The sequence below is a fragment of the Pseudomonas sp. 5Vm1k genome (assembly GCF_056161485.1).
Genome location: NZ_JBSPCZ010000017.1, coordinates 107689 through 130152, shown reverse-complemented (window position 1 = coordinate 130152; position 22464 = coordinate 107689). Strand labels below are relative to the sequence as shown.

Here is a 22464-nt window from a genome sequence, read left to right as displayed (position 1 = left end):
CTCCTGTTCAGCAGGCAATGAAGGACAGTGGCAGGTCGCGGATCTGCACCGGCACGGCGGGTTGGTAGTGGTCTTCGCTGGTCAATTCGTGCAGCAGCTCTTCGCGCAATTGGTGGAAGTCGAAACTGCTGCGCTGGCGCGGATGGGGCAGGGCGATATCGACCACTTGCTTGATCCGTCCGGGACGCGGCTCCATCACCACCACGCGGTCGGCGAGGAAGATCGCCTCTTCCACGTCGTGGGTGACCAGGATCGTGGTGATCTTGGCCCGACTACGAATCGCCAACAGTTCGTCCTGCATCTGCTGACGAGTCAGGGCATCGAGGGCCCCGAAGGGTTCGTCCAGCAGCAGAATCCGAGGGCTGGCGACCAGGCCGCGAGCGATCGCCACCCGCTGCGCCATGCCGCCGGAGAGTTGGTGCGGGTAGGCGCGGGTGAAATCGCTGAGCCCGACCAGTTCGATGAAATCATCGACGCGTTTTTGCTTTTGTTCGGCGCTCAGCGCTTCGTTGACCAAGCCCAGGCCAATGTTGTCGGCCACCGTCAGCCACGGGAACAAACGGTGTTCCTGGAAGACAATTCCGCGCTCGCCACCGATGCCGGTAACCGCTTTGCCGTCCACGGTAATCTGCCCGCGAAACTGGGTATCGAGGCCAACCAGCAGCCGCAGCAACGTGGATTTCCCACAGCCGCTGGAGCCGACAATGGCGACGAATTCGCCCTCGGCAATCTCCAGGTTGAATTCGCGAATCGCCTCCAGTTCAAAGCCGTCGACGTCGAAGGATTTGCCCACGTGGTTGAAGCTGACAATTGGTGCGTTCATGCGTGTCTCCAGCGGGTCGCGCGGATTTCCAGGCGTTGGCCAATAAGGTTAAGCAGAGCGCCGGTCAGGCCCACCAGGAGCATGCCGGCCATGATCAGGTCCATGCGCAGCAGTTGTTGCGCGCCGATCATCTGACTGCCGATGCCGCCATTGGACGGCATGAAGTATTCGGCGCCGATGGTGCCGAGCCAGGCGTAGATCAGGCTCAGGCGCAGGCCGGCGAAAATCCCCGGCGCGGCGCCCGGCAGAACCAAACGGCGCAGGCGCTGGCCGAGGTTCAGGCGCAGCACTTGCGCGGCTTCGTTGAGTTGCGGCGAGAGGTTGGCGACGCTGCGTTGGGTGGCGATGAACAGCGGGAAAAATGCGGCGAGGGCGACGAATACCCATTTGGCCAATTCCCCCAGGCCGAACCACGCGGTGAGCAGCGGTACCCAGGCGAAAATCGCGATCTGTCGGATGGCAGCAAGGGTCGGGCCGAGCACTCGTTCACTGGTGCGCGACAAACCCAGCAGCAAGCCCAGCGCAAATCCGAGACTGCCTCCCAGCAACAGACCGCCGAGGGTGCGGCCCAGGCTCAGGGCCATGCCGCCGATCAAGGTGCCGTCGAGCAAGCCGTGCCAGGTGGTTTGCAAAACCGTCAGTGGGCTTACCAGAATATTTGCGTCGATCCATTGCTGATCCGTAGTCACTTGCCACAGCGCCAGCAGTGCCAAGGGCAGCAGCCAGGGTTGCAGGCGTTGCCAGCCTTCATAACGCGGGCCTCGGCGAATCTCTGCGGTGGCCGGGTGCGGCCAGTGCACCAGTTTTTTGTCGAGCAGACCGATGCCACGATCCATCGCCACGCCGATAAAACCAATCACCACGATCACCACGAAGACGATGTCGAGCATGAACAACTGCCGCGCCCAGACCATCAGGTAACCGATGCCTTCGCTGGAGGCCAACAGTTCCACGGCCAGCAACGACGTCCAACCGGCCGCCAGCGCCAGCCGCACGCCGGCCATGAACGCCGGCAACGCGGCGGGCAAGATCAGACGACGAATCAACAACCGGGTTGGCAGCCGCAGCACGGCGGCGGCTTCCCGCAGTTTGGGTTGCGCGTCGCGCACGCCGACCAAGGTGTGCAACGTCACCGGCACCACGATGGCCTTCACCAGCACCACCAGTTTCAACACTTCGCCGATGCCGAAAAACACCATGAACAACGGAATCCAGGCCAGGGTCGGGACTTGCGCCAACCCGGCGAAGGTCGGGAACACCAGACGCTCCAGACGCCGACTGAAACCCAGTGACGCGCCTAATACGGCACCGACACTGACCCCGGCCAGCAAACCCCAGAACAGGCGTTGCAGGCTGATCCACAGATGACTCCACAACTCGCCCTGGGACAGTTCGACGGCGCTGCTCCACACCAGCGAGGGCGCCGGCAGGATTTGCTCGCTCATCCAGTGATTTCGGCTGGCCAGCCACCAGAGTGTGAACAGGCTGACGGGTAGCAACCAAGGCAGCAGTCGTTGGCTCAGGCTTGGCCAAAGACGCTGGCCATTGAGCGGCGGCGCGAGCAGCGGCAGGCTGAGAAGGGAAACACGGGCCATGGATGACCTCCGTTTTTGACCTTGTAGGAGCGAGGCTTGCCCGCGAAGGCGTCTGTCCATCCAACATTGTTGGCGACTGACACTCCGTCTTCGCGGGCAAGCCTCGCTCCTACAGGGGGCGGTGTATGCAAATTTGATCTATAAAAATTCAAATCAATACTATTGAGAGATAAGCCAAGCCATTTAAGGCCTACAGCCCACACGCATCCAATGCATTCGAAGAATATTTTCGATGCTGTTTATGCATACGCGCCCAAGAGCCGCGCTTTAACTGACATAGATCTAAAAGATATAAAAATGTGAATTTATAGTATTTAAGTGCTGGCTCCGATTCAGCCTACGTTCTGCTCCTCAACGCCGTCGCCACCAGGAGCCGCACCCATGAATCGTCCCTTCAAACGTGTCATCAGTCTGTTCGCCATACCGGCGCTGGCGGGGTTGTTGGCGTTCACTGCCCACGCCGACGAACTCAAGGAAATCAGGATCGCCGTGCCCGATCTCAGCGCCGGCACCCAACACAGTGGCGGCGGCATAGCGGATGTCTTGCGCGACCAGCAGATCTACGAAAAAGCCTTCGCCGATCAGGGCATCAAGATTCAGTGGAGTTTCTTCAAGGGCGCCGGTCCTGTGATCAACGAAGCGTTCGCCAACGGTCAGGTGGACCTGGCTTACCTGGGGGATTTGGCAGCGATCATCGGTAAGTCGAATGGCCTCGATACGCGGCTGCTCAGCGCCTCCGCGCGGGGCGTGAAACAGTATCTGGGCGTGGTGCCGGGCTCGGGGATCAAAACCCTGCAAGACCTCAAAGGCAAACGCGTGGCGATCTTCCGTGGCACCGCCACGCAGCTGTCCTTCGATGCGGCGCTGGCCAGCCAAGGGTTGAGCGAGAAGGACGTGAAGGTGATTAACCTGGACTTCAACGGTGCGGTTGCGGCATTGGCGGCCAAGCAGATCGATGCGTCCTGGGGTAGCTCCGGGCTGACGGCGTTGCAAGCCAAAGGGCTGGCCGAGTTGCCGTTGAACACCAAGGATCTGGGTGGCGCTGGCAGTGTGCAGGCGGTGTTGGTCGGCACTGGCAAATTTGTCGACGAACATCCTGACGTCGTCGCGAAATTGCTGAAGGCGCAGCAGCAAGCGGTGGAGTGGCTGACTCAGGACAGTAACAAGGACGCGTACATTCAGTTGGTGTCGGGGCTGGCGAGTTATCCGGCGGTGATTCTTCAGCAGGATTTGAAGGATCAGAAGTTGAGCGAAGTGTTCCCGTCGACCCTGGACCCGATATTCCTCGGGAAATTGCAGGATGCGGTGGATTTGGCTTCGCAGCAGAAGTTGATTCGCAAGCCGTTCAAAGTGACGGATTGGGTGGTGCCTGAGTTGGCTGCTGCCAAGCTCTGAATCTTTAGCGCCTGTGCAGGCGCCTTCGCGAGCAAGCCCGCTCCCACAGTAGATTTTCGGCGTACACAGATGTTGTGTCCGACAGAGATCCACTGTGGGAGCGGGCTTGCTCGCGAAGAGGCCCTAAACCGCTACGCTAATCTGCTGCTTATCCACCGCCACCAACGTCTCAATCATCGCCCGCGCCGCCGGCGACAACCTGAACCCCGTGCGGCTCACAATCCCGCACCGCGCATTCATGCTGTCAATGTTCTGCGGCAAGTTGCGCCAGTGCAGCAGCACCAGTGAACCCTTGGCAATGTCCTCGATAAACGCCTCTTCCGTGCCGATGCCGATGGCGTTCGATTGCAGCACGATCTTCACCAGCGCCGGAAAGTGCTCGGTTTCGATGGTCGGCGAAAAATCCATCCGCCCACTGAGGTTTGCCAGCAGTTTGCGGATGCCCGGCGGGATCAGAGTGGTCGCCAGCGGGTAGTCGAACATATCGTTGGTCGACAGGCTGTCCTTGGCCAACAGCGGATGCCCCGGCCGGCAGAAAAACACGCCGCGCTTGGGCGTCAGGGCCTGGGTCTGGAAGTTAGGGTCGGCTTCGAAATGGCGGATGTCGGCGATGAAGAATTCGATCTCTTCCCGGCTTAGGGCGCGGCTGAGTTTTTCCCAGTTATCCACCTGGAAACAGGTGCGCACTTTCGGGTGCGCATTGATGAATTGTGCCACCGCATCCGGCACCAGTTTCACCGCTGGCGCCGGGCCGCAACCGAAGCGCAGTTCGCCGGCGTCGAGCTTGGTCATCTGCGTCACTTCAGCATTGAGCAACGCCGCGCCTTGCACCAGGGTCAGGGCGTGTTGCAGCACTACCTGGCCTTCCGGTGTCGGGCGCAAATCCTTGTTGCCACGGTCCACCAGCACACAGCCGAACTCTTGCTCCAGCCCCTGGATACTGCGGCTGAACGCCGGTTGAGTGATGCCCATGGCGTCGGCCGCGCGGACAAAACTGCGGTGTTCGTTGAGGGCGATGAAGTAGCGCAACTGGCGAAGATCCATATGCTTTTGCGGCATCCTAAAAATAGCTCGAAGGCATTTGCGACGAAGGTTGCTTGAGGTTTTAAATGCAAGCTCTTATTCCGTCAACGAAGCATGTGAATATCTATTAGACCTAAATTGAATATAGATAGAGCAATGCTTCGCTGCCGCTCAACCGTCAGCAGTCCGATCGAGGGTCTACCCATGAGCAATGCCGCTTTAGCTGTAAAACCCGCTGTTCACGCGCTTGAAATCCATCCGGTGGCCGGTCGGATCGGCGCCGAGATCCGCGGCGTGCAACTCTCCGGCGAGCTGGATGCCGGCACCGTCGAAGCGATCCAGCAGGCGCTGGTCCAATACAAAGTCGTGTTCTTCCGCGAGCAGACGCAGCTCGACGACCAGAGCCAGGAAGCCTTCGCGCACTTGCTCGGCGAACCGGTGGCGCATCCGACTGTGCCGGTACGCGACGGCACCCGTTACCTGCTGGAACTCGATGGCGCTGAAGGCCAGCGCGCCAACTCCTGGCACACCGACGTGACCTTTGTCGACGCTTACCCGAAAGCCTCAATCCTGCGCTCGGTGGTGGCCCCGGCGTTCGGCGGCGACACCTTCTGGGCCAACACCGCCACGGCCTACAACGAACTGGCGCCGGAACTGCGCGAACTGGCAGACAAACTCACGGCGGTGCACAGCAACGAATACGACTACGCCGGCGCCAAGCCCGACGTGTCGGCTGAGAAGCTGGAGCGCTACCGCAAGATCTTCACCTCCACGGTTTACGAGACTGAGCACCCGGTGGTGCGCGTGCACCCGATCAGCGGCGAGAAGAGCTTGCTGCTGGGGCATTTCGTGAAGCGTATCAAGGGCTATTCCCAGGCGGATTCGGCGCATCTGTTTGGGCTGCTGCAAAGCCATGTCACCCGTTTGGAAAACACCGTGCGCTGGCGCTGGAAGGCCGGCGATGTGGCGATCTGGGATAACCGTTCCACGCAGCATTACGCGGTGGATGACTATGGGACCCAGGATCGGATTGTTCGCCGGGTGACGTTGAAGGGTGAAGTGCCGGTTGGGGTGGCGGGGCAGCGGAGTCAGACCATTAAAGGCGCTTGAAACACGGACCCTGTGGGAGCGGGCTTCTGTGGGAGCGGGCTTGCTCGCGAAGAGGGAGTGTCAGTCGATCAAGTGTTGACTGACACACCGCTTTCGCGAGCAAGCCCGCTCCCACAATTTGATTGGGTTACCACACGCCGATCTGGACCAACTTTTCGGTTTCGGGCTCGCCATAACGAAACCGCTGACCGCGCAAATCAATCTCCTGATGGCTAATGGTCGTGCGCCGCTTCAACCCGCGCACCCACTCGAACAAATACCCCGCATGCTCTTCGCGCACCGCCGCATACGCCGGATCCGCGCCCAAATCCTTCAACTCCTGCGGATCATTCAGCAGATCAAACAGCTGCGGCCGAAAGCCGTCATACGCCAGGTATTTCCAGCGCTCACTGCGCACCATGGTCATGCGGCAACGGTCAATCGGCTGTTCCAGACGCTCACGCGCCGGGGCCTGGAAGGCGTAGTCGTATTCGCTGATCGCATAGCGGCGCCAGTCAGTTTCCACGCCGTGCAATAGCGGGATCAGCGAGCGCCCTTCGAGTCGGTGATCGGCGCTTGGCAACCCAAGTGCTTCAAGGAAAGTCGACAACGCATCGATGGTTTCCACCAGCCGATCATCCACCGAACCCCGGGTTACATCCGCCGCCACACGCGGGTCGCGCACGATCAGTGGAATCCCCACCGCCGGCTCCAACAAAAACTCTTTCTCCCCCAGATAATGGTCGCCCAGGAAGTCGCCGTGATCGCTGGTGAACACAATCAGCGTGTCATCCCAGCGGCCATTGCTCTGCAGAAAGTCGAACAACCGCCCGAGCTGATCATCGACCTGTTTGATCAAACCCATGTAGGTCGGCACCACGTTTAAGCGCACTTCGTCGCGGGAGAAATTCAGGCTTTCTTCATGCTGGCGAAACGCGTTGTACACCGGGTGATCGCTTGCCTCGCCAGCCGCTGCACGCACCGGATCAATCACCTGATCGGCGCCGTACAACGCGTGATACGGCGCCGGGGCGATGTAGGGCCAGTGCGGCTTGATGTACGACAGGTGCAGGCACCACGGCTGCTCGCCTTGCTCGCCGATAAAGTCGATGGCGCGGTCGGTGGTGTAGACGGTTTCCGAATGCTGTTCGGGGACGCGCGCCGGCAAATGAGCGTTGCGCATTTTCCAGCCGCTGAGGATTTCTCCCCGTTCGCCTTCGGCCGCGTTGGCCCAGTCGTGCCACGGGTTGCGGCCTTCGAAACCGTGGTCGCGCAGGTAACGGGTGTAGGGCGCGGACTCGCGTTTATCGTCAAACAAAGGGTCGTCGGGGAAGATCCCGTCGTGGCGGAAAAAGGGTTCGAAGCCGACCTCGTTCAACACCTCTGCCTGCTGACTAAGCGGGTCGATGGCAAGGCGTTGCAGCGCATCCAGATTAGGCGTGGCGTGGGTCTTGCCCACCAGCGCGGTGCGGATGCCGTGGGGGCGCAGATAGTCGCCGATGGTCAGTTCTTCCAGGGGCAACGGCACCGCGTTCCATGCCACTTGATGGCTGCTGACATAGCGCCCGGTGTAGGCCGACATCCGCGACGGTCCGCAGATCGTGCCTTGGGTGTAGGCGCGGCTGAAACGCACGCCGGCGGCGGCGAGGCGATCGATGTTCGGGGTGTGCAAGTGCGGGTGGCCGTAGCACGACAGGTAATCGCGGCGCAGTTGATCGCACATGATGTACAGCACGTTGCGCACGGGTTTTGGGGTGTTGGGCATGGGGTTCACCAATCGGAAGACAGGCGAGGGTTTTCGCTGGTGGGGCGGGGTTGAGGCAAGTGCATTTGGGGAATGGGTTTTATGCAGTGGGTGCATTGGCGCCTGGTCTGGCCTCTTCGCGAGCAAGCCCGCTCCCACATTGGTATTGCGTCGTTCACAAATTCCCTGTGGGAGCGGGCTTGCTCGCGAAGGCAGCCTATCAGACGGCCAGATTCTCCAGCGAACACACCTCTTCATCCTGCTGATCAATCGCCTTGATCTGCGCAATCATCGCCTCGGCCAACGGCGACAAGCGATACCCGGCGCGGCTGACAATCCCGTACCGCGTGTACAGCTCCTCCAGATCATCCGCCAACCCGTCGATCTTCAAACACACCAGCTCACCCTTGGCGAGATGCAGCGCATCTGAATAAGCGCCGACAATCCCGATCGCATCCGAACGCATCACCACGCTCAACAGGCTGTAGCTGTTTTCGCACTCCACATTCGGCGTGAAATCGGGCCGGCCGCTCAGGTCGACGATGACTTTGCGCAGGTTCGGCGGGCGGATGCTCACCGCCATCGGATAGCTCATCAACTCCGCCGCGCTGACGCTTTCGCGCCCCGCCAGTGGATGCCCGGCGCGGCAGCAGAAATGCCATTTGCGTGGGCGCAGGCGTTGAGTCTGGTAATCCGGGTCCGCTTCGAAATAGCGGGTGTCGGCGACGAAGAATTCAAACTCCTCACTCAGCAATCGCTTACTCAAGCTCTGCCAATCATCCACCTGAAACTGCACCCGCGCTTTCGGATAGCGCCCGATGAAGGCGCCAATCGCCCGAGGGATCAACCCTGCCGCTGGCGCCGGGCCGCAACCGAAGCGCAACTCGCCGGCCTCCAGGCCATTGAACTGGCTGATCTCGTTGGCCATCTGCTGCGCGCCGCTGACCAACCGCCGCGCATGTTCGAGCAACACCTGGCCTTGTTTGGTCGGCGCCAGGTCCTTGCGTCCGCGATCCACCAACTGACAACCGACGCTGTGTTCCAGCGCCTGAATGCTGCGGCTGAACGCCGATTGCGAGAGGTTCACCGCCAGCGCACCCGCGACGAAACTGCGCTGGTCGGCGAGGGCGATGAAGTGTCGGAGTTGGCGCAAATCGATATGCATTTTTCACATAAAAAATATCGGGCAAATGCATTGGATATGCATTAGGTCGACTCCTTATAAAGGCAATCTCTTATGCAGTAAATCTTTGTAAAAACATAAATAAATAACTTTAAAGAATATGCAGTGCGAAAAGTCGTTGCGTGTTTTTTGACCAGGAGCCGCCCCATGAGTCCGTTGAACCTTGCGTCACCCCTATCGCCCCGACGGCTCAAACGCCTGCCCCTGGCCCTGTTGCTGGCGGGAAGTGCCCAGGCTTACCCGGCTGACACCACATCCCCGCAAGCGGCTCCCGCCGGCAAAACCACGGCCGATAGTTCGCAGCTGGAAACCGTGACCGTCACCACCCGCCGTCGTGAAGAAAGTTCGCAAGATGTGCCGACGCCGATGAGTGTGGTCAGCGGCCAGGCCCTGGAAACCCAGCGGGTCTATCGCATCCAGGATCTGCAACAACTGGTGCCCAGCGTCAACGTCGCCTACATGCATGCGCGTCAGTCCAGCGTGTCGATTCGCGGCCTCGGCAACAACCCGGCCAGCGATGGCCTGGAGGGCAGCGTCGGGCTCTATATCGACAACGTTTACCTCGGGCGGCCGGGCATGGCGGTGTTCGACTTGATGGACATCGAGCAGCTCGAAGTGCTGCGCGGTCCGCAAGGCACGCTGTTCGGCAAGAACACCACCGCCGGGGTGATCAACATCAGCACCCGCGCACCGACATTTACCCCGGAGCGCAGCATCGAAACCTCGGTGGGCGAGGACGGTTACTTCCAGACCAAGGGCACGATTTCCGGGCCGTTGAATGACGAGCTCGCCGGACGTTTTTCCGCTTACCGCACCCGCAGCGACGGCGACATCAAGAATGAATTCAACGGCCATGAGTTGAACGGTGGTTCGCGCGACGGCTTCCGTGGCCAGTTGCTCTACAAGCCCAACGAGTCGTTCAACCTGCGCTGGATCGGTGATTACAACGAAGAGGATTCCAGCGCCGGCACCCGCGTGCTGTACAACACCGGGCCGACCATCAATGGCGTCAACCTCTACTCGGCGCGGGCCGCTGCGGCTGGCGCCACGTTGGTGAACGGCTCTCATCGCAAGGTCAATCTGGACAACGATCAGCACGTCACGGTGCATCAGGGCGGCACGTCGTTGGAGGCCAACTGGACCTTGCCGAACGACTTCACCCTGACTTCGATCAGTTCCTATCGCTGGTGGAATTTCACCCCACGCAACGACGACGGTTTGAACGTACCGGCGAGCTACAACGCCGGGGTTTCGGTTGAAGATAAGCAGTATTCCCAGGAATTCCGCCTGGCGTCGCCCAAAGGCGAATTCTTCGACTACGTACTCGGCGCCTATTACTTCGGTTCGAACCTGGACAACAAATCCTTCTCCTTTTACGGCCCGCAAGCGGACATCTGGAACGGCACGCCACGGGGCGCACTGGCCAATGTCGACAGCGTCGGCAACGGCCATATCGAAACCAACAGCTTTGCGCTGTTCGCCCAAGGCACCTGGCACCTCACCCCGCGTCTGGACTTTACCGCCGGCGTTCGTGGCACTTATGAAGAGAAAAACGCCTGGGTGACTCGCAATGCGCCGGTCGGTGGCGCGGCAGTAACTGGCGCGGCAGCGACCGCTAGACGCGGTCGTGCCGGGGCCTACGACTCCGGTGATTTGAATCAGTACAGCTCAAGCCCTTCCGGCCTGTTGAACCTCAGTTATCGCTTCACCGACGATTTGCTCGGCTACGCGACCCTGTCCCACGGTGAGAAGTCCGGCGGCGTGAACCTCGCCGTGGGTTCCGCGCCCACCGCTGGCGCCGACTCGTTGTTGATCGGCACCGAGCGCGCCAACAACGCCGAACTCGGATTCAAAAGCACCCTGTGGGACCGTCGCCTGCAACTCAACGCCAACGTGTTCTGGACCCAGGTCAACGCGTACCAGACCAACGCCTACGACGACGTCAATCGCGTGCAATACCTGACCAACGCCGGCTCCGTGCGCTCGCGCGGGGTGGAAGTCGAAAGCACAATCATCCCGTTGCGCGGCCTGACCCTGAACCTCAACGGCTCGTTCAACGACGTCAGCTACCTCTCCTATAAAGATGCCCCGTGCCCGCCAGAAGTCAGTCTGCGACCAGGTGCACCGGCCTCCTGCGACCTCAGCGGCCATCAGGTGGTCGGTGCCTCGAAATGGATCGGCAACGCCAACGGCGAATACAAATGGAACCTGAGCAACGGCTTCGAAGAGTACGTCACCGCCAGCTACGCGTTCCGCTCCAAAGCCGTGGGCACGGTGGAGGATTCCGACTTTGGGCAGATCCCGAGTTACGCCGTGGTCAACTTATCCACAGGCCTGCGCGGTGACTTCAACCAAGGGCAGTGGGATGTCTCGCTATGGCTGAAAAACGCCTTCGATAAAACCTATTACACGACCCTGTGGACGGGTGGGAACGGTGGGTATGAAGGCTTGCTCGGCACGCCACGGACCTTGGGCGTCACCGGTCGCTACGACTTCTGAATCGGCTTAGTACTGGTGGAAGTAATGTCTGATTGTTTTGGAATAATTTATGAAGACTTTGCATAGTGGCTATCGCATTTTTGTCGAACAATAAGTCTGTTTCCGCGTGGACAATAAACGATTGTCGAACCATGCTCTGTTTCGTGAGTTTCCAGGAGGAAACTTGCTCTCATCGGAAGACACTTATTTAACAGATAAAGGAAGTCGAACCATGTCGAGCATTAATGGTACTTACGTAAACGACAACGCTGGCGCCAAACTGGTGATTACCGATGGCAACGATTCCAACGGCACCTTCAGCGGTACGTTCAGCCAGGGCGGCGTGAACTACGATGTCAGCTATGGGCATTATCATTTCCAGAACAGCACCGGACAACCTACCACTATCACGTTCACCGGGCTGAATGGCAGCAGTGGTTTTCAAGCATGGTCGTTGTTTTCACCTGACCACAATTACAAAAAAGTTCGTGCGGTGGGTTCCCGTACTAACTTTGATGGCGAAGTAGTTGGTCTGGCTGGAGAGTTCATCAAGCAATAAACATCGCTGTAATAAACAACAGGCTGATGCATTTAACATGCATCAGCCTGTTTTCGTTTGTGGGCGATTTACGCTGTAGTTAGTTGTAGCGCCTACTACTTTTCCCATAATTCGATGCCTTCCACGAATACTTTCAATGCTTGGAAAGCATCGTTTTTGCGGTGCTTCGCTACAAGCCTTGTACGACGTGGCTTTGGCGAATTTGACTGTTTTGCATATTCGATCTGGATCTATCCATAACTTTAAAGATTACTTTAAGAGATAAGCGTCTGGCCCAATGATTGGCCCCTCGATACGCCGCGCGGGGGATGGATAAGCGGGTGTATGGGGTTATTCGCAAAGAGACCGCAGGGAGTTAATCAATGGGCAATGTCCAGACCGCCGCCGGCGCACATGAGGTGCTCTGGCGCCAGGCGCCGAGTGGCGAGTTGGTCGACCTCGGCCGGGTGCATCGCGTGCCGTTGGGCCAGTTGCGTTTGCAGCGGGCGCCCAAGGGTATTTTGAGCCGACGCGAAGCGATCCTGCTTGGCGTGCTGGCGTTGCTGGTACATGGCGCGGTGATCTATTGGGTCAATCAACAACCGACCAAAGTATTGCCTATCGTGCCGCCAGAAATTCCGCCGATGACCATCGAGTTTTCGCGCCCGGCACCGCCCGTGGTCGAGCCGCCGCCGCCACCGCCTCCTCCGCCGCCTCAACCAGTGGTCGAGCCACCGCCGCCGGTGCAAGACGAGTTGGCCGTGAAGCCGCCGCCACCGAAACCGATTCCCAAGCCGAAACCTGTGGTTAAGCCTGTGCCGAAACCGGCACCCAAAGCCGTCGAGCAACCACCGGCGCCGCCACAACCCGCTGCGCCTGTCGCGGCTCCAGCACCACCCGCGCCACCAGCGCCGGCACCGGTTACTCCCGCTTCGGCCAACGCTGCGTACCTGAAAAACCCGGCGCCGGAATACCCGTCCCTGGCTCAGCGTCGGGGTTGGGAAGGCACGGTGTTATTGCGGGTGCATGTGCTGGCAAACGGCAAGCCCGGCGAAATCCAGATTCAGAAAAGCAGTGGTCGCGATCAGCTCGACGAGGCCGCGTTGAACGCGGTGAAGCGTTGGAGCTTCGTCCCGGCCAAGCAAGGTGATGTAGCCCAGGATGGCTGGGTCAGCGTGCCCATCGATTTCAAGATTCATTAAACCGAAACCAATTTCGCGCGAAACGTTTACACGAGGGAATACATCATGACGTTACTGGCATCTCCACTTGAATCCATCGAAGGCGCGGTGATCTGGCTGCTGGTGGTTTTTTCCGTTGCCACTTGGGGTCTGGCGTTGCTCAAGGGCGTGCAGTTTGGCCGCCTGAAAGCCCAGGATAAAAAATTTCATAAACAGTTTTGGGCCGCTTCGAGTCTCGACTCAGCGGCCGAGCTAAGCGAGACCCAACCGGGTGCTGCGGCCCGTGTGGCCCAGGCCGGTTATGCGGCGATTCAGGTGGGTGAAGCGCCGCCGGCGAATGACCTGAGCCAGGCGATCAATCATCAGGATCGTCTGGAGCGCGCCTTGCGTCAGCAGATCGTCCGCGAGCGTCGCTCGCTGGAAACCGGGCTGGCGGTGGTCGCGAGTATTGGTAGCACCTCGCCGTTCATTGGTTTGTTCGGCACGGTGTGGGGAATCATGGAAGCGTTGAAAGGCATCAGCGCGGCGGGTTCGGCGAGCCTGGAAACGGTGGCCGGACCGATTGGTGCGGCACTGGTCGCCACGGGTGTGGGGATCGCCGTCGCGGTGCCGGCGGTGCTGGTTTACAACTACTTTTTGCGGCGCCTGAAACTGACGGCGGCGGACCTGGATGACTTCGCCCATGACTTCTACAGCCTGGCGCAGAAGAGTTCGTTCCGGCTGTTGATTCACCCGACTTCGCACAAAGTGGTAGCCCAGGGCGGCGCGCAGAAAGTGAAGGAGGCGTCCTGATATGGCCTTCTCCACGCAAGACAGTGACGAGGTGCTGAGCGAGATCAACGTGACACCGCTGGTAGACGTGATGCTGGTGCTGCTGGTGGTGTTTATCGTCACCGCGCCGCTGCTGACCAACGCGATACCGATCAACCTGCCCAAGACCGAGGCCGTGGCCCCGGTGGAGCAGAAAGACCCGCTGGTGGTGAGCATCGATGGCGCCGGCAAGTTGTTTATCAACAAGGACGAGATTCAGCCGGACTTGCTGGAATTCAACCTCAAGTCGGCGAAGGCCAAGGACCCCGAAGTGCGCGTGCAATTGCAAGCCGACGACGGAGTGAATTATGGCGAAGTGGCACGGGCGATGGCGTCCATTGAGCGGGCGGGGATTACCAAGTTGTCGGTGATTACCGCGCGCTGACAGATTTCAAGTTTTCCGGGGCCGTCTCCTTGGCAGGGTGCGGCCCTTTTTTTTTGCGTAGGACTTGGGATCCACCCCTCACCCCAACCCTCCCGAAACGTCGGACCGCCCCAAAGGGGAGAGGGGGAAAGGGGGCCGATCTTCATGCTGTTCAAACCGGAGTTCGCCTCGGACGTTCAGGTCGATGCAGCTCGAATGAACAACTCGGTCAGTCCCCTCGCCCCCTTGGGGAGAGGGTTAGGGAGAGGGGTGGTTCTAAAGCCAGGCACAAATATCCAATCCACCTCGCATATGCAATTAAGGTCTTAATAAATAGCTTCTTATTCCTTAACGAATATAACTCTCATCCCTATACTCGATCAGGAACAGACAAGCAGCAGGAGAGCTCCCCATGCGCAACGAATCAATTCGCTACCTGATTGTGCCGGGCTGGCAAGGATCGCCAGAAGATCATTGGCAAAGCCATTGGCAGAACAGTCTGCCGAACAGTGCGCGGGTAGAGCAGGCCGACTGGCTGACACCGCGCCGTGAAGACTGGGTCGCGGCGCTGGCCGAGGCGATTGCCGCCGACAGCACGCCGGTGATCCTGATCGCCCATAGCCTGGGGTGCATCACCGTTGCCCATTGGGCCGCCACTGCCCCACTGAATTTTCTGCGTCAGGTGCGTGGTGCCTTGCTGGTCGCGCCAGCGGATGTTGAACGTCCGGCCTGTGCACCGGCCCTGCGTAACTTTGCGCCGATCCCGACCACGTTGCTGCCGTTCCCGAGCCAGGTTGTCAGCTCCGATAACGACAGCGCCGTCAGTGCAACCCGTGCGATGGAGCTGGCCCGCAACTGGGGCGCCGAGGCGGGGATTCTGGCGGGTGCCGGACATATCAACGTCAAGTCCGGACACCAGCGTTGGGAGCAGGGTTTTGCCTATCTCTATCGCCTGCAAAATCGCATGGAGCATCACGCCCTGCGCCGCGCTTAAATCTTTTTTTTAACGCCCCCGTCTCCCGACGGTTTTGGGCGGGAGTCTGCCATGAGTTTTGAAGCCTTCGGTCAGCCACTGCTGACCTTCCCCGACGCAGAAAAAAGTCCCCTGAGCATCCGCGCCAAAGCGTTGGTGTTTGTCGATCCGCGTTCGCGGCAGTTGCGCCAGGAGCTGGAGCAACTGGCTCCGCGCTCCATTTCAGTATTGATTCGCGGTGAAACCGGCAGCGGCAAGGAATTGCTCGCCCGGCACATCCACCGTGCCAGTGATCGCGGCGGCTTGTTCGTCTCGGTCAATTGCGGTGCGATCAGCCCGACCTACGCCGATGCAGAATTGTTTGGTTATGCCGCCGGCAGCTACACCGGCTCAGCCAGCAGTCGTGCCGGTTGGTTCGGTTCGGCCAATGGCGGGACGCTGTACCTGGATGAGATCGGCGACTTGCCGCTGCCGATCCAGATCAAGTTGCTCTCGGCCTTGGAAAACCACGAAGTCACCCGCGTCGGCGCGCACCAGCCGAGCCCGGTGGACGTTCGCCTGGTTGCCGCCACCAGCATCGACCTGGCCCAGGCCGTGGCCGCCGGCAAATTCCATGAACGGCTTTATCACTACCTCAGCGAAGGCCAGCTCGAATTGCCGGCGCTACGTGAACGGGTGGGCGACATCCTTTCCCTCGCGGAATACTTTCTGGGCATCTACAGCCAGCGCCTGGACTTGCCGGTGCCGCTGATCAGCGAAGCGGCGCAACATGTGCTGGAGGCACACAGTTGGCCAGGCAACACCCGGGAGCTGGAGAACGTCATTCACTTTGCGCTGCTGGTCAGCACCGGGGATGAGATCTTGCCCGAGCATTTGAATCTGCCGGAGGCATTGCCGTCGTTGGCGCAGATTGAGCGGCAAGCGGCTCAGCTCGTGAAAAACGGCACGGCCGCCGAGCGCTCGGCCCTCAAAGACTTGCTCGAAAGCTTGAGCCAAACGCTGTAACCCTTGTGGGAGCGGGCTTGCTCGCGAATGCGGTGTATCAGTCGAAATCAATGTTGGCTGACACACCGCATTCGCGAGCAAGCCCGCTCCCACATTGGGATGCGCGAGTTAGAGCTGTATGAACAAAATGGAATATCAAAGTGAATAAAAGATATTGTTCGGGAATAAAAAATCCCGGTATTGTCCGCTTCACGCCAGCGATAGCACTTCACTGGCACTCGTACTAATAGCCGTCGTCATTGGCGACCGTGATTTTCGATAAGGACACTGCATGAAAAAGGTTCTGTTGTTCACCGCATTGGCGGCTGCCCTGACTGCGGGCCTGGCCCAGGCTGGCGAGAAACTGGTGGTTGCGGCGACCCCGATTCCACACGCCGAGATTCTGGAACTGATCAAACCGACCCTCGCCAAAGAAGGCGTGGATCTGGAAATCAAAGTCTTCACCGACTACGTTCAGCCGAACGTACAGGTTGCCGAAAAGCGCCTGGATGCCAACTACTTCCAGACCAAGCCGTACCTGGACAGCTTCAACAAAGGTAAAGGCACCAACCTGGAAACCGTTATCGGCGTCCACGTTGAACCGTTCGGTGGCTACTCGAGCAAATACAAATCCCTGGCTGACCTGCCAAACGGCGCGACCATCGCTCTGCCGAACGAAGGCAGCAACAGCGGCCGTGCCCTGATCCTGCTGCAGAAGGCTGGCTTGATCGAACTCAAAGATCCGAAAAATGCTCTGGCTACGCCGAAAGACATCGCCAAGAACCCGCACAACTTCAAGTTCAAAGAACTGGAATCGGCCATGCTGCCGCGCGTTCTGAAGGAAGTCGACCTGGACTTGATCAACACCAACTACGCGCTGGAAGCAGGCCTGAACCCGGCTAAAGACGCGCTGGTGATCGAAGGTGCAGATTCGCCTTACGTGAACTTCCTGGTCGCTCGTCCGGACAACAAGAACAGCGACGCTATCCAGAAACTGGCCAAAGCCTTGACCAGCCCGGAAGTGAAAGCGTTCATCGAGAAGAAATACAGCGGCGCGGTATTGCCGGCGTTCTGATTCGACGCAACATCAAACCCCTTCAAGGTTTCGAACGCCGACGGCTGATATAGCGTCGGCGTTTTTTATTGCGCCAGAAGATCAAAAGATCGCAGCCTCGTTTCACTCGACAGCTCCTACAGGGATACGCATTCAATGTAGGAGCTGTCGAGTGAAACGAGGCTGCGATCTTGATCGTTCCCACGCTCCGCGTGGGAATGCCTCAACGGACGCTCCGCGTTCGGCGTTGGATGCGACGCGGAGCGTCACGGGCTGCATTCCCACGCGGAGCGTGGGAACGATCATCGCCCTCAGGCCATCCCGGCCTTCAACGCCCTGCGCAACGCAACCAACAACTTCACGATGTCTTGCGGGTCCAGCCGTTGCGGCACTTTTACGTCAGCCATTTTTTTCTTCCTTGTGATGGTTTGGCCGGGGAGTCTGGCCAAAAGCTGTGGGTCCTTGGAGGGGCTTTTTGAAAAAAAGATCCTTCCTACAGCGCAAAGAAAAATAGTCGTCTTCCCTCAGCCCCGCAAATCCACGGGATAGTTTTTTGCGTGATATCAATATGCCTTAACGGTATTTAAATTCTTCTTTTTATACCTTTAAAGTCGGTGCCTGCCGGGTGGTTATCCACCGCCCATGGACTGCACCACCGTCGCTTACCGAGCGACGTCCAGGATGTTCAATGACCTTCGATTACGCTTTTATCCTCAGCACGCTGCCGGCGTTTCTCAAAGCCGTGGGCGTGACGTTGCAGGTCGGCTTCATTGCCATCGGCACATCGTTGCTGGTGGCGCTGATCAACGCGACGATTCTGGTGTTCCGCACGCCTTACCTGCAGCGTCTGGTCGGGCTGTACGTGGAGCTGGCGCGCAACACGCCGTTGTTGATCCAACTGTTTTTCGTCTACTTCGCCTTGCCGGCGCTGGGCATCAGCGTTTCAGGTTTTGCGGCGGCGATCATCACCATGACTTTTCTCGGCGGCGCCTACCTCACCGAAGTGCTGCGTGCCGGCGTGGATGCGGTGCCCCAGGCGCAACTCGAATCCGGTCGCTCCATCGGCCTGTCCCACGGACAATTGCTGCGCTACGTGATTCTGCCGCAGGCCGGAATACTCAGCTTGCCGTCACTGTTTGCCAATTTCATTTTCCTGATCAAGGAAACCACCGTGGTCTCGGCGGTGGCGGTGGCGGAGATTATCTACACCACCAAAAGCTACATCGCGCTCTACTACAAAACCTACGAAATGCTCGCCGTGCTGACGCTGATTTGCGTGCTGTTGTTCTTGCCGCTGTCGCTGCTGCTCAGCCGTCTGGAAAGGAGGCTCCAGCATGGCCAGTTCGGGTCTTGAGTTGCTGTGGGTGTCGTTGTCGCAACTGGGCAAGGGCGCCGCGCAAACGTTGTCGATTTCTTTTCTGAGCATCGCCATCAGCACCGTCGGCGGTGTGCTCTACGGCGTGTTACGCACGCTGAGTTCGAAATGGCTGAACGCAATCCTGCGGGTCTATCTGGAGCTGTTCCGGGCGATTCCGGTGCTGGTCTGGCTGTATCTGTTGTTTTTCGGTTTGCCGATCTTTTTTGGCCTGAGCATCCCGAGCTTCTGGTGCGCTGTGCTGGTGCTGTCGCTGTGGGGCGCGAGCGAGGTTGGCGAAGTGGTGCGCGGCGCGTTGCTGTCGTTGCCGCGCGGCCAGCGTGAGGCGGGGTTGTCGATTGGCCTGAACGGCCCGCAATTGTTCGGTTACGTGCTGCTGCCCCAGGCGCTGAAACGCATGACGCCGCCGACCATTAACGTCTACACGCGAATCATCAAGACCAGCTCCCTGGCGGTGTTGATCGGTGTGGTGGACGTGATCAAGGTCGGCCAGCAGATCATCGAGCGCACCTACGAATCAGTGCTGATCTACGGCGCTCTTTTCCTGTTTTTCTTTTTCATCTGCTACCCACTCTCGGCCGCCTCGCGCGTGCTGGAGCGGCGCTGGACGCAAGCATGAGCGCATTGATCGAGTTCAAGGGTTTCAACAAGTTTTTCGGCGAGCAACAGGTGCTCAAAGAGATCGACCTGAGTGTGAAATCAGGTGAAGTGATCGTCATTCTCGGCCCCAGCGGCTGTGGCAAAAGCACTTTGCTGCGTTGCCTCAACGGCCTCGAAGTCGCCCACAGCGGCAGCTTGAAATTCAACGGTCGCGAGCTGCTGGACAAGGGCACCGACTGGCGCGACGTGCGCCAGCAAATCGGCATGGTGTTCCAGAGTTATCACCTGTTTCCGCACATGAACGTGCTCGATAACTTGCTGCTCGGCCCGGTCAAAGTGCAAAAGCGTGATCGCCGCGAGGCCCGTGACCAAGCCGAAGCCTTGCTGGCGCGCGTGGGCCTTTCGGACAAGCGCGACGCCTTCCCGCGCCAACTCTCCGGTGGTCAGCAGCAACGCATCGCCATCGTCCGTTCGCTGTGCATGAACCCTAAAGTCATGCTCTTCGATGAGGTCACCGCCGCCCTCGATCCGGAAATGGTCAAGGAAGTGCTGGAAGTGATTCAGGGCCTGGCCCGCGAAGGCATGACCCTGTTGATCGTCACCCACGAAATGGCCTTCGCCCGCGCCGTGGCCGACCGTATCGTGTTCATGGATGCCGGGCGCATCCTCGAACAAAACCCTCCCGAGCTTTTCTTTACGAACCCGCAAACCGCACGAGCGCAGCAGTTCCTGGAGAAATTCTCCTACGTCGAAGCCCTGCCCAAAAAGACTCAAACAAAGGAACTGGAACTGCTATGAAAACTGCCAAGTCTTCACTCTTGCTACTCCCATTGCTCGGCCTCGCTTTGCTGGCCGGCTGCAACAAATCCGAAGAAACGCCAAAGCCGAAGGTCGCCAGCGAAAGTGCGGCGCCGGCCAGCTACCTGGAAAAAATCAAGGCCCGGGACAAGCTGATTGTCGGGATCTTCACCGATAAACCGCCATTCGGCTTCGTCGATGAGGCCGGGCGTTACGTCGGTTTTGATACCGACATCGGCCGTCAATTCGCCAAGGACTTGCTCGGCGATGAAAACAAAGTCGAGTTCGTCGCGGTGGAGCCGGCGAGCCGGATTCCGTTCCTGCAAAGCGACAAGGTTGACTTGATCCTGGCCAACATGACCGTGACCCCGGAGCGCAAGGAAGCGGTGGATTTCACCAACCCGAACCTCAAGGTCGCGGTGCAAGCGCTAGTCCCACAGGGCAGCTCGGTGAAAAACCTTGATGACCTGGCGAGCCGCACCACCATCGTTACTACCGGCACCACGGCTGATATCTGGCTGACCAAGAATCACCCGGACTGGAAACTGCTGAAGTTCGAGAAAAACACCGAGTCCCTGCAAGCCCTCGCCAATGGCCGTGGCGATGCCTATGCGCAAGACAACCTGGTGCTGTTCAGCTGGGCCAAGCAGAACCCGGGCTACCGCGTACTTGCACAGACCCTGGGTGCCGAAGCGCCAATTGCGCCGGCGGTGAAGAAAGGCAACATCGAACTGCGTGACTGGGTGAATACCGAGTTGGCGAAGTTGGGTGAAGAGAAGTATCTGCTCAAGCTGTATGACCAATATGTGCGTAAAGAACTGAGCGATGACACCAAGCCTGAGAGCGTGATTGTCGAGGGTGGGAAGTGGCAGGGGTGATGACCAGACCTACGCGGTGATCTTTCGATCGCCTTCGCGAGCAAGCCCGCTCCCACATTAGACCGCATCCGCCGGGACAACTCGGTCAACTGTGGGAAGTGGCAGGGGTGATGACCAGACCTATGCGGTGAACTTTCGATCGCCTTCGCGAGCAAGCCCGCTCCCACATTAGACCGCGTCCGCCGGGACAACTCGGTCAACGGTGGGAAGTGGCAGGGGTGATGACCAGACCTATGCGGTGATCTTTCGATCGCCTTCGCGAGCAAGCCCGCTCCCACATTAGACCGCATCCGCCGGGACAACTCGGTCAACTGTGGGAGCGGGCTTGCTCGCGAAAGCGGTGTATCAGGTGCCGCTCAATCCGGCCAATTCCACGCCGGCTCATCCAGCATCCGCTGCCCGACGATCCCGGTCTGACCCAACGTCTTCTCCAACACAATGCAATTGCATTCCGGGTCTTCCTGCAAGGCCGAGATCAACCGTCGGGCGTGGGACACCACCCACACCTGACACTGCCCGGACACACGGATAATCAACCGCGCCAACGCCGGCAGCAGGTCCGGGTGCAGGCTGGTTTCCGGCTCGTTCAGCACCATCAACGACGGTGGTCGCGGCGTCAGCAGCGCGGCGACCAGCAGCAGATAACGCAGCGTCCCGTCCGACAACTCCGCCGCCGACAACGGCCGCAGCAATCCTTCCTGATAAAACTCGATGGCAAACCGTCCACCCTGCAACGGCGCGATGTTCAGTCGTGCGCCGGGGAACGCATCGCTGATCGCCGCCTGCAAAGCCTCCGGATCGCCGATTTCACTGATCGTCTGCAACGCCGCCGCCAGGTCCCGACCGTCGTGGTGCAGCACCGGCGTGCGCGTACCCAGTTGCGGTTGACGCACCGGGGCGTCGGCGTCGCTGCGAAAGTGATCGTAGAAGCGCCATCGGCGGATGAATTCGCGTAGGTGCATGACTTCCGGCGAGGTGCGGAAACTGCCGACCTGATCGAACAGGCTGTCGAAATTCGGCGTGTGCTGGACCAGTACGTCCCAGTTGCGCCCTTCACGGGCGCGGATCATCGGGCCTTCGCGATCCACCAGCAGGCTGGCCGGGCGATAGAGCGGTCCGGCCCAGATGCATTCCTTCTTGATTTCCGGGTCGAGGGAGAAGTAGGACTGTGTCGGCGCAGGCAACCCCAGGGCAATCGAATAGCTGAAGTCTTCCCCGGCAAATCCCAGACGCAGGCGTTTGACGCCGTGGCGCACGGTGGCTTCGATCGGCACTTCACCGTTGCGCATGCGCCGGGTGATGGATTCCGGTCCGGCCCAAAACGTCGAATCCAGCCCGCCTTCACGGGCCAGCGCATTGACCACGCCGCCCTGGGCGGTTTCCGCCAACAGGCGCAAGGCGCGATAGAGGTTGGACTTGCCGCTGCCATTGGGGCCGGTGATCAGGTTCAACCGACCCAGCGGGATCACCAATTTGTTGATCGAGCGGTAATTGGCCACCGCGAGGGTTTTGAGCATAAGCGCTTCCTGCTGCATAGGCGGCCAGTTTGCCTTATTGTCGGCCACATGGAGATCCCTTG

General features: G+C 59.4%; 20 protein-coding genes. 14 read left to right on the top strand and 6 right to left on the bottom strand.

Annotated elements, in window-relative coordinates:
- Positions 1-7: 7 nt before the first annotated feature.
- The gene (locus ACWIKB_RS27080) at positions 8-823 is read right to left on the bottom strand and encodes an ABC transporter ATP-binding protein (protein WP_475270548.1); all 816 of its coding nucleotides are present in this window, start codon (positions 821-823) and stop codon (positions 8-10) included.
- Complete coding sequence (locus ACWIKB_RS27075) at positions 820-2418, bottom strand: ABC transporter permease (protein WP_475270547.1); 1599 nt, start codon at positions 2416-2418, stop codon at positions 820-822. Before ACWIKB_RS27075 ends, ACWIKB_RS27080 begins: the two co-directional genes overlap by 4 nt.
- Positions 2419-2799: 381 nt before the next feature.
- Between ACWIKB_RS27075 and ACWIKB_RS27070 the strand changes: the two genes are divergently transcribed.
- Complete coding sequence (locus tag ACWIKB_RS27070) at positions 2800-3813, top strand: ABC transporter substrate-binding protein (RefSeq protein ID WP_475270546.1); 1014 nt, start codon at positions 2800-2802, stop codon at positions 3811-3813.
- A gap of 123 nt (positions 3814-3936) precedes the next feature.
- On the opposite strand, the gene ACWIKB_RS27065 is transcribed toward ACWIKB_RS27070, so the two are convergent.
- Positions 3937-4857 carry a LysR family transcriptional regulator gene (locus ACWIKB_RS27065; RefSeq protein WP_475270545.1) on the bottom strand — a complete coding sequence of 307 codons (921 nt, stop codon included), beginning with the start codon at positions 4855-4857 and terminating at the stop codon, positions 3937-3939.
- Positions 4858-5040: 183 nt separating this feature from the next.
- On the opposite strand from ACWIKB_RS27065, the gene ACWIKB_RS27060 reads away from it, so the two are divergent.
- Complete coding sequence (locus tag ACWIKB_RS27060) at positions 5041-5946, top strand: TauD/TfdA dioxygenase family protein (RefSeq protein WP_123402734.1); 906 nt, start codon at positions 5041-5043, stop codon at positions 5944-5946.
- 127 nt (positions 5947-6073) lie between these two features.
- Here ACWIKB_RS27060 and ACWIKB_RS27055 read toward each other — a convergent pair whose 3' ends face one another.
- Together ACWIKB_RS27055 and ACWIKB_RS27050 are read right to left on the bottom strand one after the other, a co-directional pair.
- Positions 6074-7690 (bottom strand): alkaline phosphatase family protein, encoded by a 1617-nt coding sequence (locus ACWIKB_RS27055; RefSeq protein WP_475270544.1) that lies wholly within the window; start codon positions 7688-7690, stop codon positions 6074-6076.
- A 199-nt stretch (positions 7691-7889) separates the two neighbouring features.
- Positions 7890-8834 (bottom strand): LysR family transcriptional regulator, encoded by a 945-nt coding sequence (locus ACWIKB_RS27050; protein WP_475270542.1) that lies wholly within the window; start codon positions 8832-8834, stop codon positions 7890-7892.
- A 165-nt stretch (positions 8835-8999) separates the two neighbouring features.
- On the opposite strand from ACWIKB_RS27050, the gene ACWIKB_RS27045 reads away from it, so the two are divergent.
- The 12 genes from ACWIKB_RS27045 to ACWIKB_RS26990 all read left to right on the top strand — a co-directional run bounded on the left by ACWIKB_RS27045 (position 9000) and on the right by ACWIKB_RS26990 (position 20885).
- Entirely contained in the window at positions 9000-11351 is a 2352-nt protein-coding gene (locus ACWIKB_RS27045; protein ID WP_475270541.1) for a TonB-dependent receptor, read from the top strand.
- Positions 11352-11562: 211 nt separating this feature from the next.
- A complete protein-coding gene (locus tag ACWIKB_RS27040) occupies positions 11563-11889 on the top strand; it encodes a hypothetical protein (RefSeq protein ID WP_054616563.1) in 327 nt (108 codons plus the stop codon).
- A 362-nt stretch (positions 11890-12251) separates the two neighbouring features.
- Complete coding sequence (locus ACWIKB_RS27035; protein WP_475270540.1) at positions 12252-13070, top strand: energy transducer TonB; 819 nt, start codon at positions 12252-12254, stop codon at positions 13068-13070.
- A gap of 45 nt (positions 13071-13115) precedes the next feature.
- Positions 13116-13841: a MotA/TolQ/ExbB proton channel family protein gene (locus ACWIKB_RS27030; protein WP_475270539.1), complete on the top strand. Its 726-nt coding sequence runs from the start codon at positions 13116-13118 to the stop codon at positions 13839-13841.
- Position 13842: 1 nt separating this feature from the next.
- On the top strand, positions 13843-14244 hold the full coding sequence (locus ACWIKB_RS27025) for an ExbD/TolR family protein (RefSeq protein ID WP_003220570.1): 402 nt from the start codon (positions 13843-13845) through the stop codon (positions 14242-14244).
- 391 nt (positions 14245-14635) lie between these two features.
- Positions 14636-15217, top strand: a complete 582-nt coding sequence (locus ACWIKB_RS27020; protein ID WP_475270538.1) for an alpha/beta hydrolase — start codon at positions 14636-14638, stop codon at positions 15215-15217.
- 51 nt (positions 15218-15268) lie between these two features.
- Complete coding sequence (locus tag ACWIKB_RS27015; protein WP_475270537.1) at positions 15269-16201, top strand: sigma 54-interacting transcriptional regulator; 933 nt, start codon at positions 15269-15271, stop codon at positions 16199-16201.
- 271 nt (positions 16202-16472) lie between these two features.
- Complete coding sequence (locus tag ACWIKB_RS27010) at positions 16473-17255, top strand: MetQ/NlpA family ABC transporter substrate-binding protein (RefSeq protein ID WP_475270536.1); 783 nt, start codon at positions 16473-16475, stop codon at positions 17253-17255.
- 667 nt (positions 17256-17922) lie between these two features.
- On the top strand, positions 17923-18588 hold the full coding sequence (locus ACWIKB_RS27005; RefSeq protein ID WP_475270535.1) for an amino acid ABC transporter permease: 666 nt from the start codon (positions 17923-17925) through the stop codon (positions 18586-18588).
- Complete coding sequence (locus ACWIKB_RS27000; protein ID WP_475270534.1) at positions 18569-19228, top strand: amino acid ABC transporter permease; 660 nt, start codon at positions 18569-18571, stop codon at positions 19226-19228. The genes ACWIKB_RS27005 and ACWIKB_RS27000 overlap by 20 nt, the downstream gene beginning before the upstream one ends.
- Positions 19225-20007 (top strand): amino acid ABC transporter ATP-binding protein, encoded by a 783-nt coding sequence (locus ACWIKB_RS26995; RefSeq protein WP_475270533.1) that lies wholly within the window; start codon positions 19225-19227, stop codon positions 20005-20007. Before ACWIKB_RS27000 ends, ACWIKB_RS26995 begins: the two co-directional genes overlap by 4 nt.
- Positions 20004-20885, top strand: coding sequence for a transporter substrate-binding domain-containing protein (locus tag ACWIKB_RS26990; protein ID WP_475270532.1), 882 nt, complete (start codon positions 20004-20006; stop codon positions 20883-20885). Before ACWIKB_RS26995 ends, ACWIKB_RS26990 begins: the two co-directional genes overlap by 4 nt.
- A gap of 356 nt (positions 20886-21241) precedes the next feature.
- Here the strand turns inward: ACWIKB_RS26990 and ACWIKB_RS26985 are convergent, their stop codons facing one another.
- Positions 21242-22402 (bottom strand): AAA family ATPase, encoded by a 1161-nt coding sequence (locus ACWIKB_RS26985; protein WP_475270530.1) that lies wholly within the window; start codon positions 22400-22402, stop codon positions 21242-21244.
- Between the last annotated feature and the right edge of the window lie 62 nt (positions 22403-22464).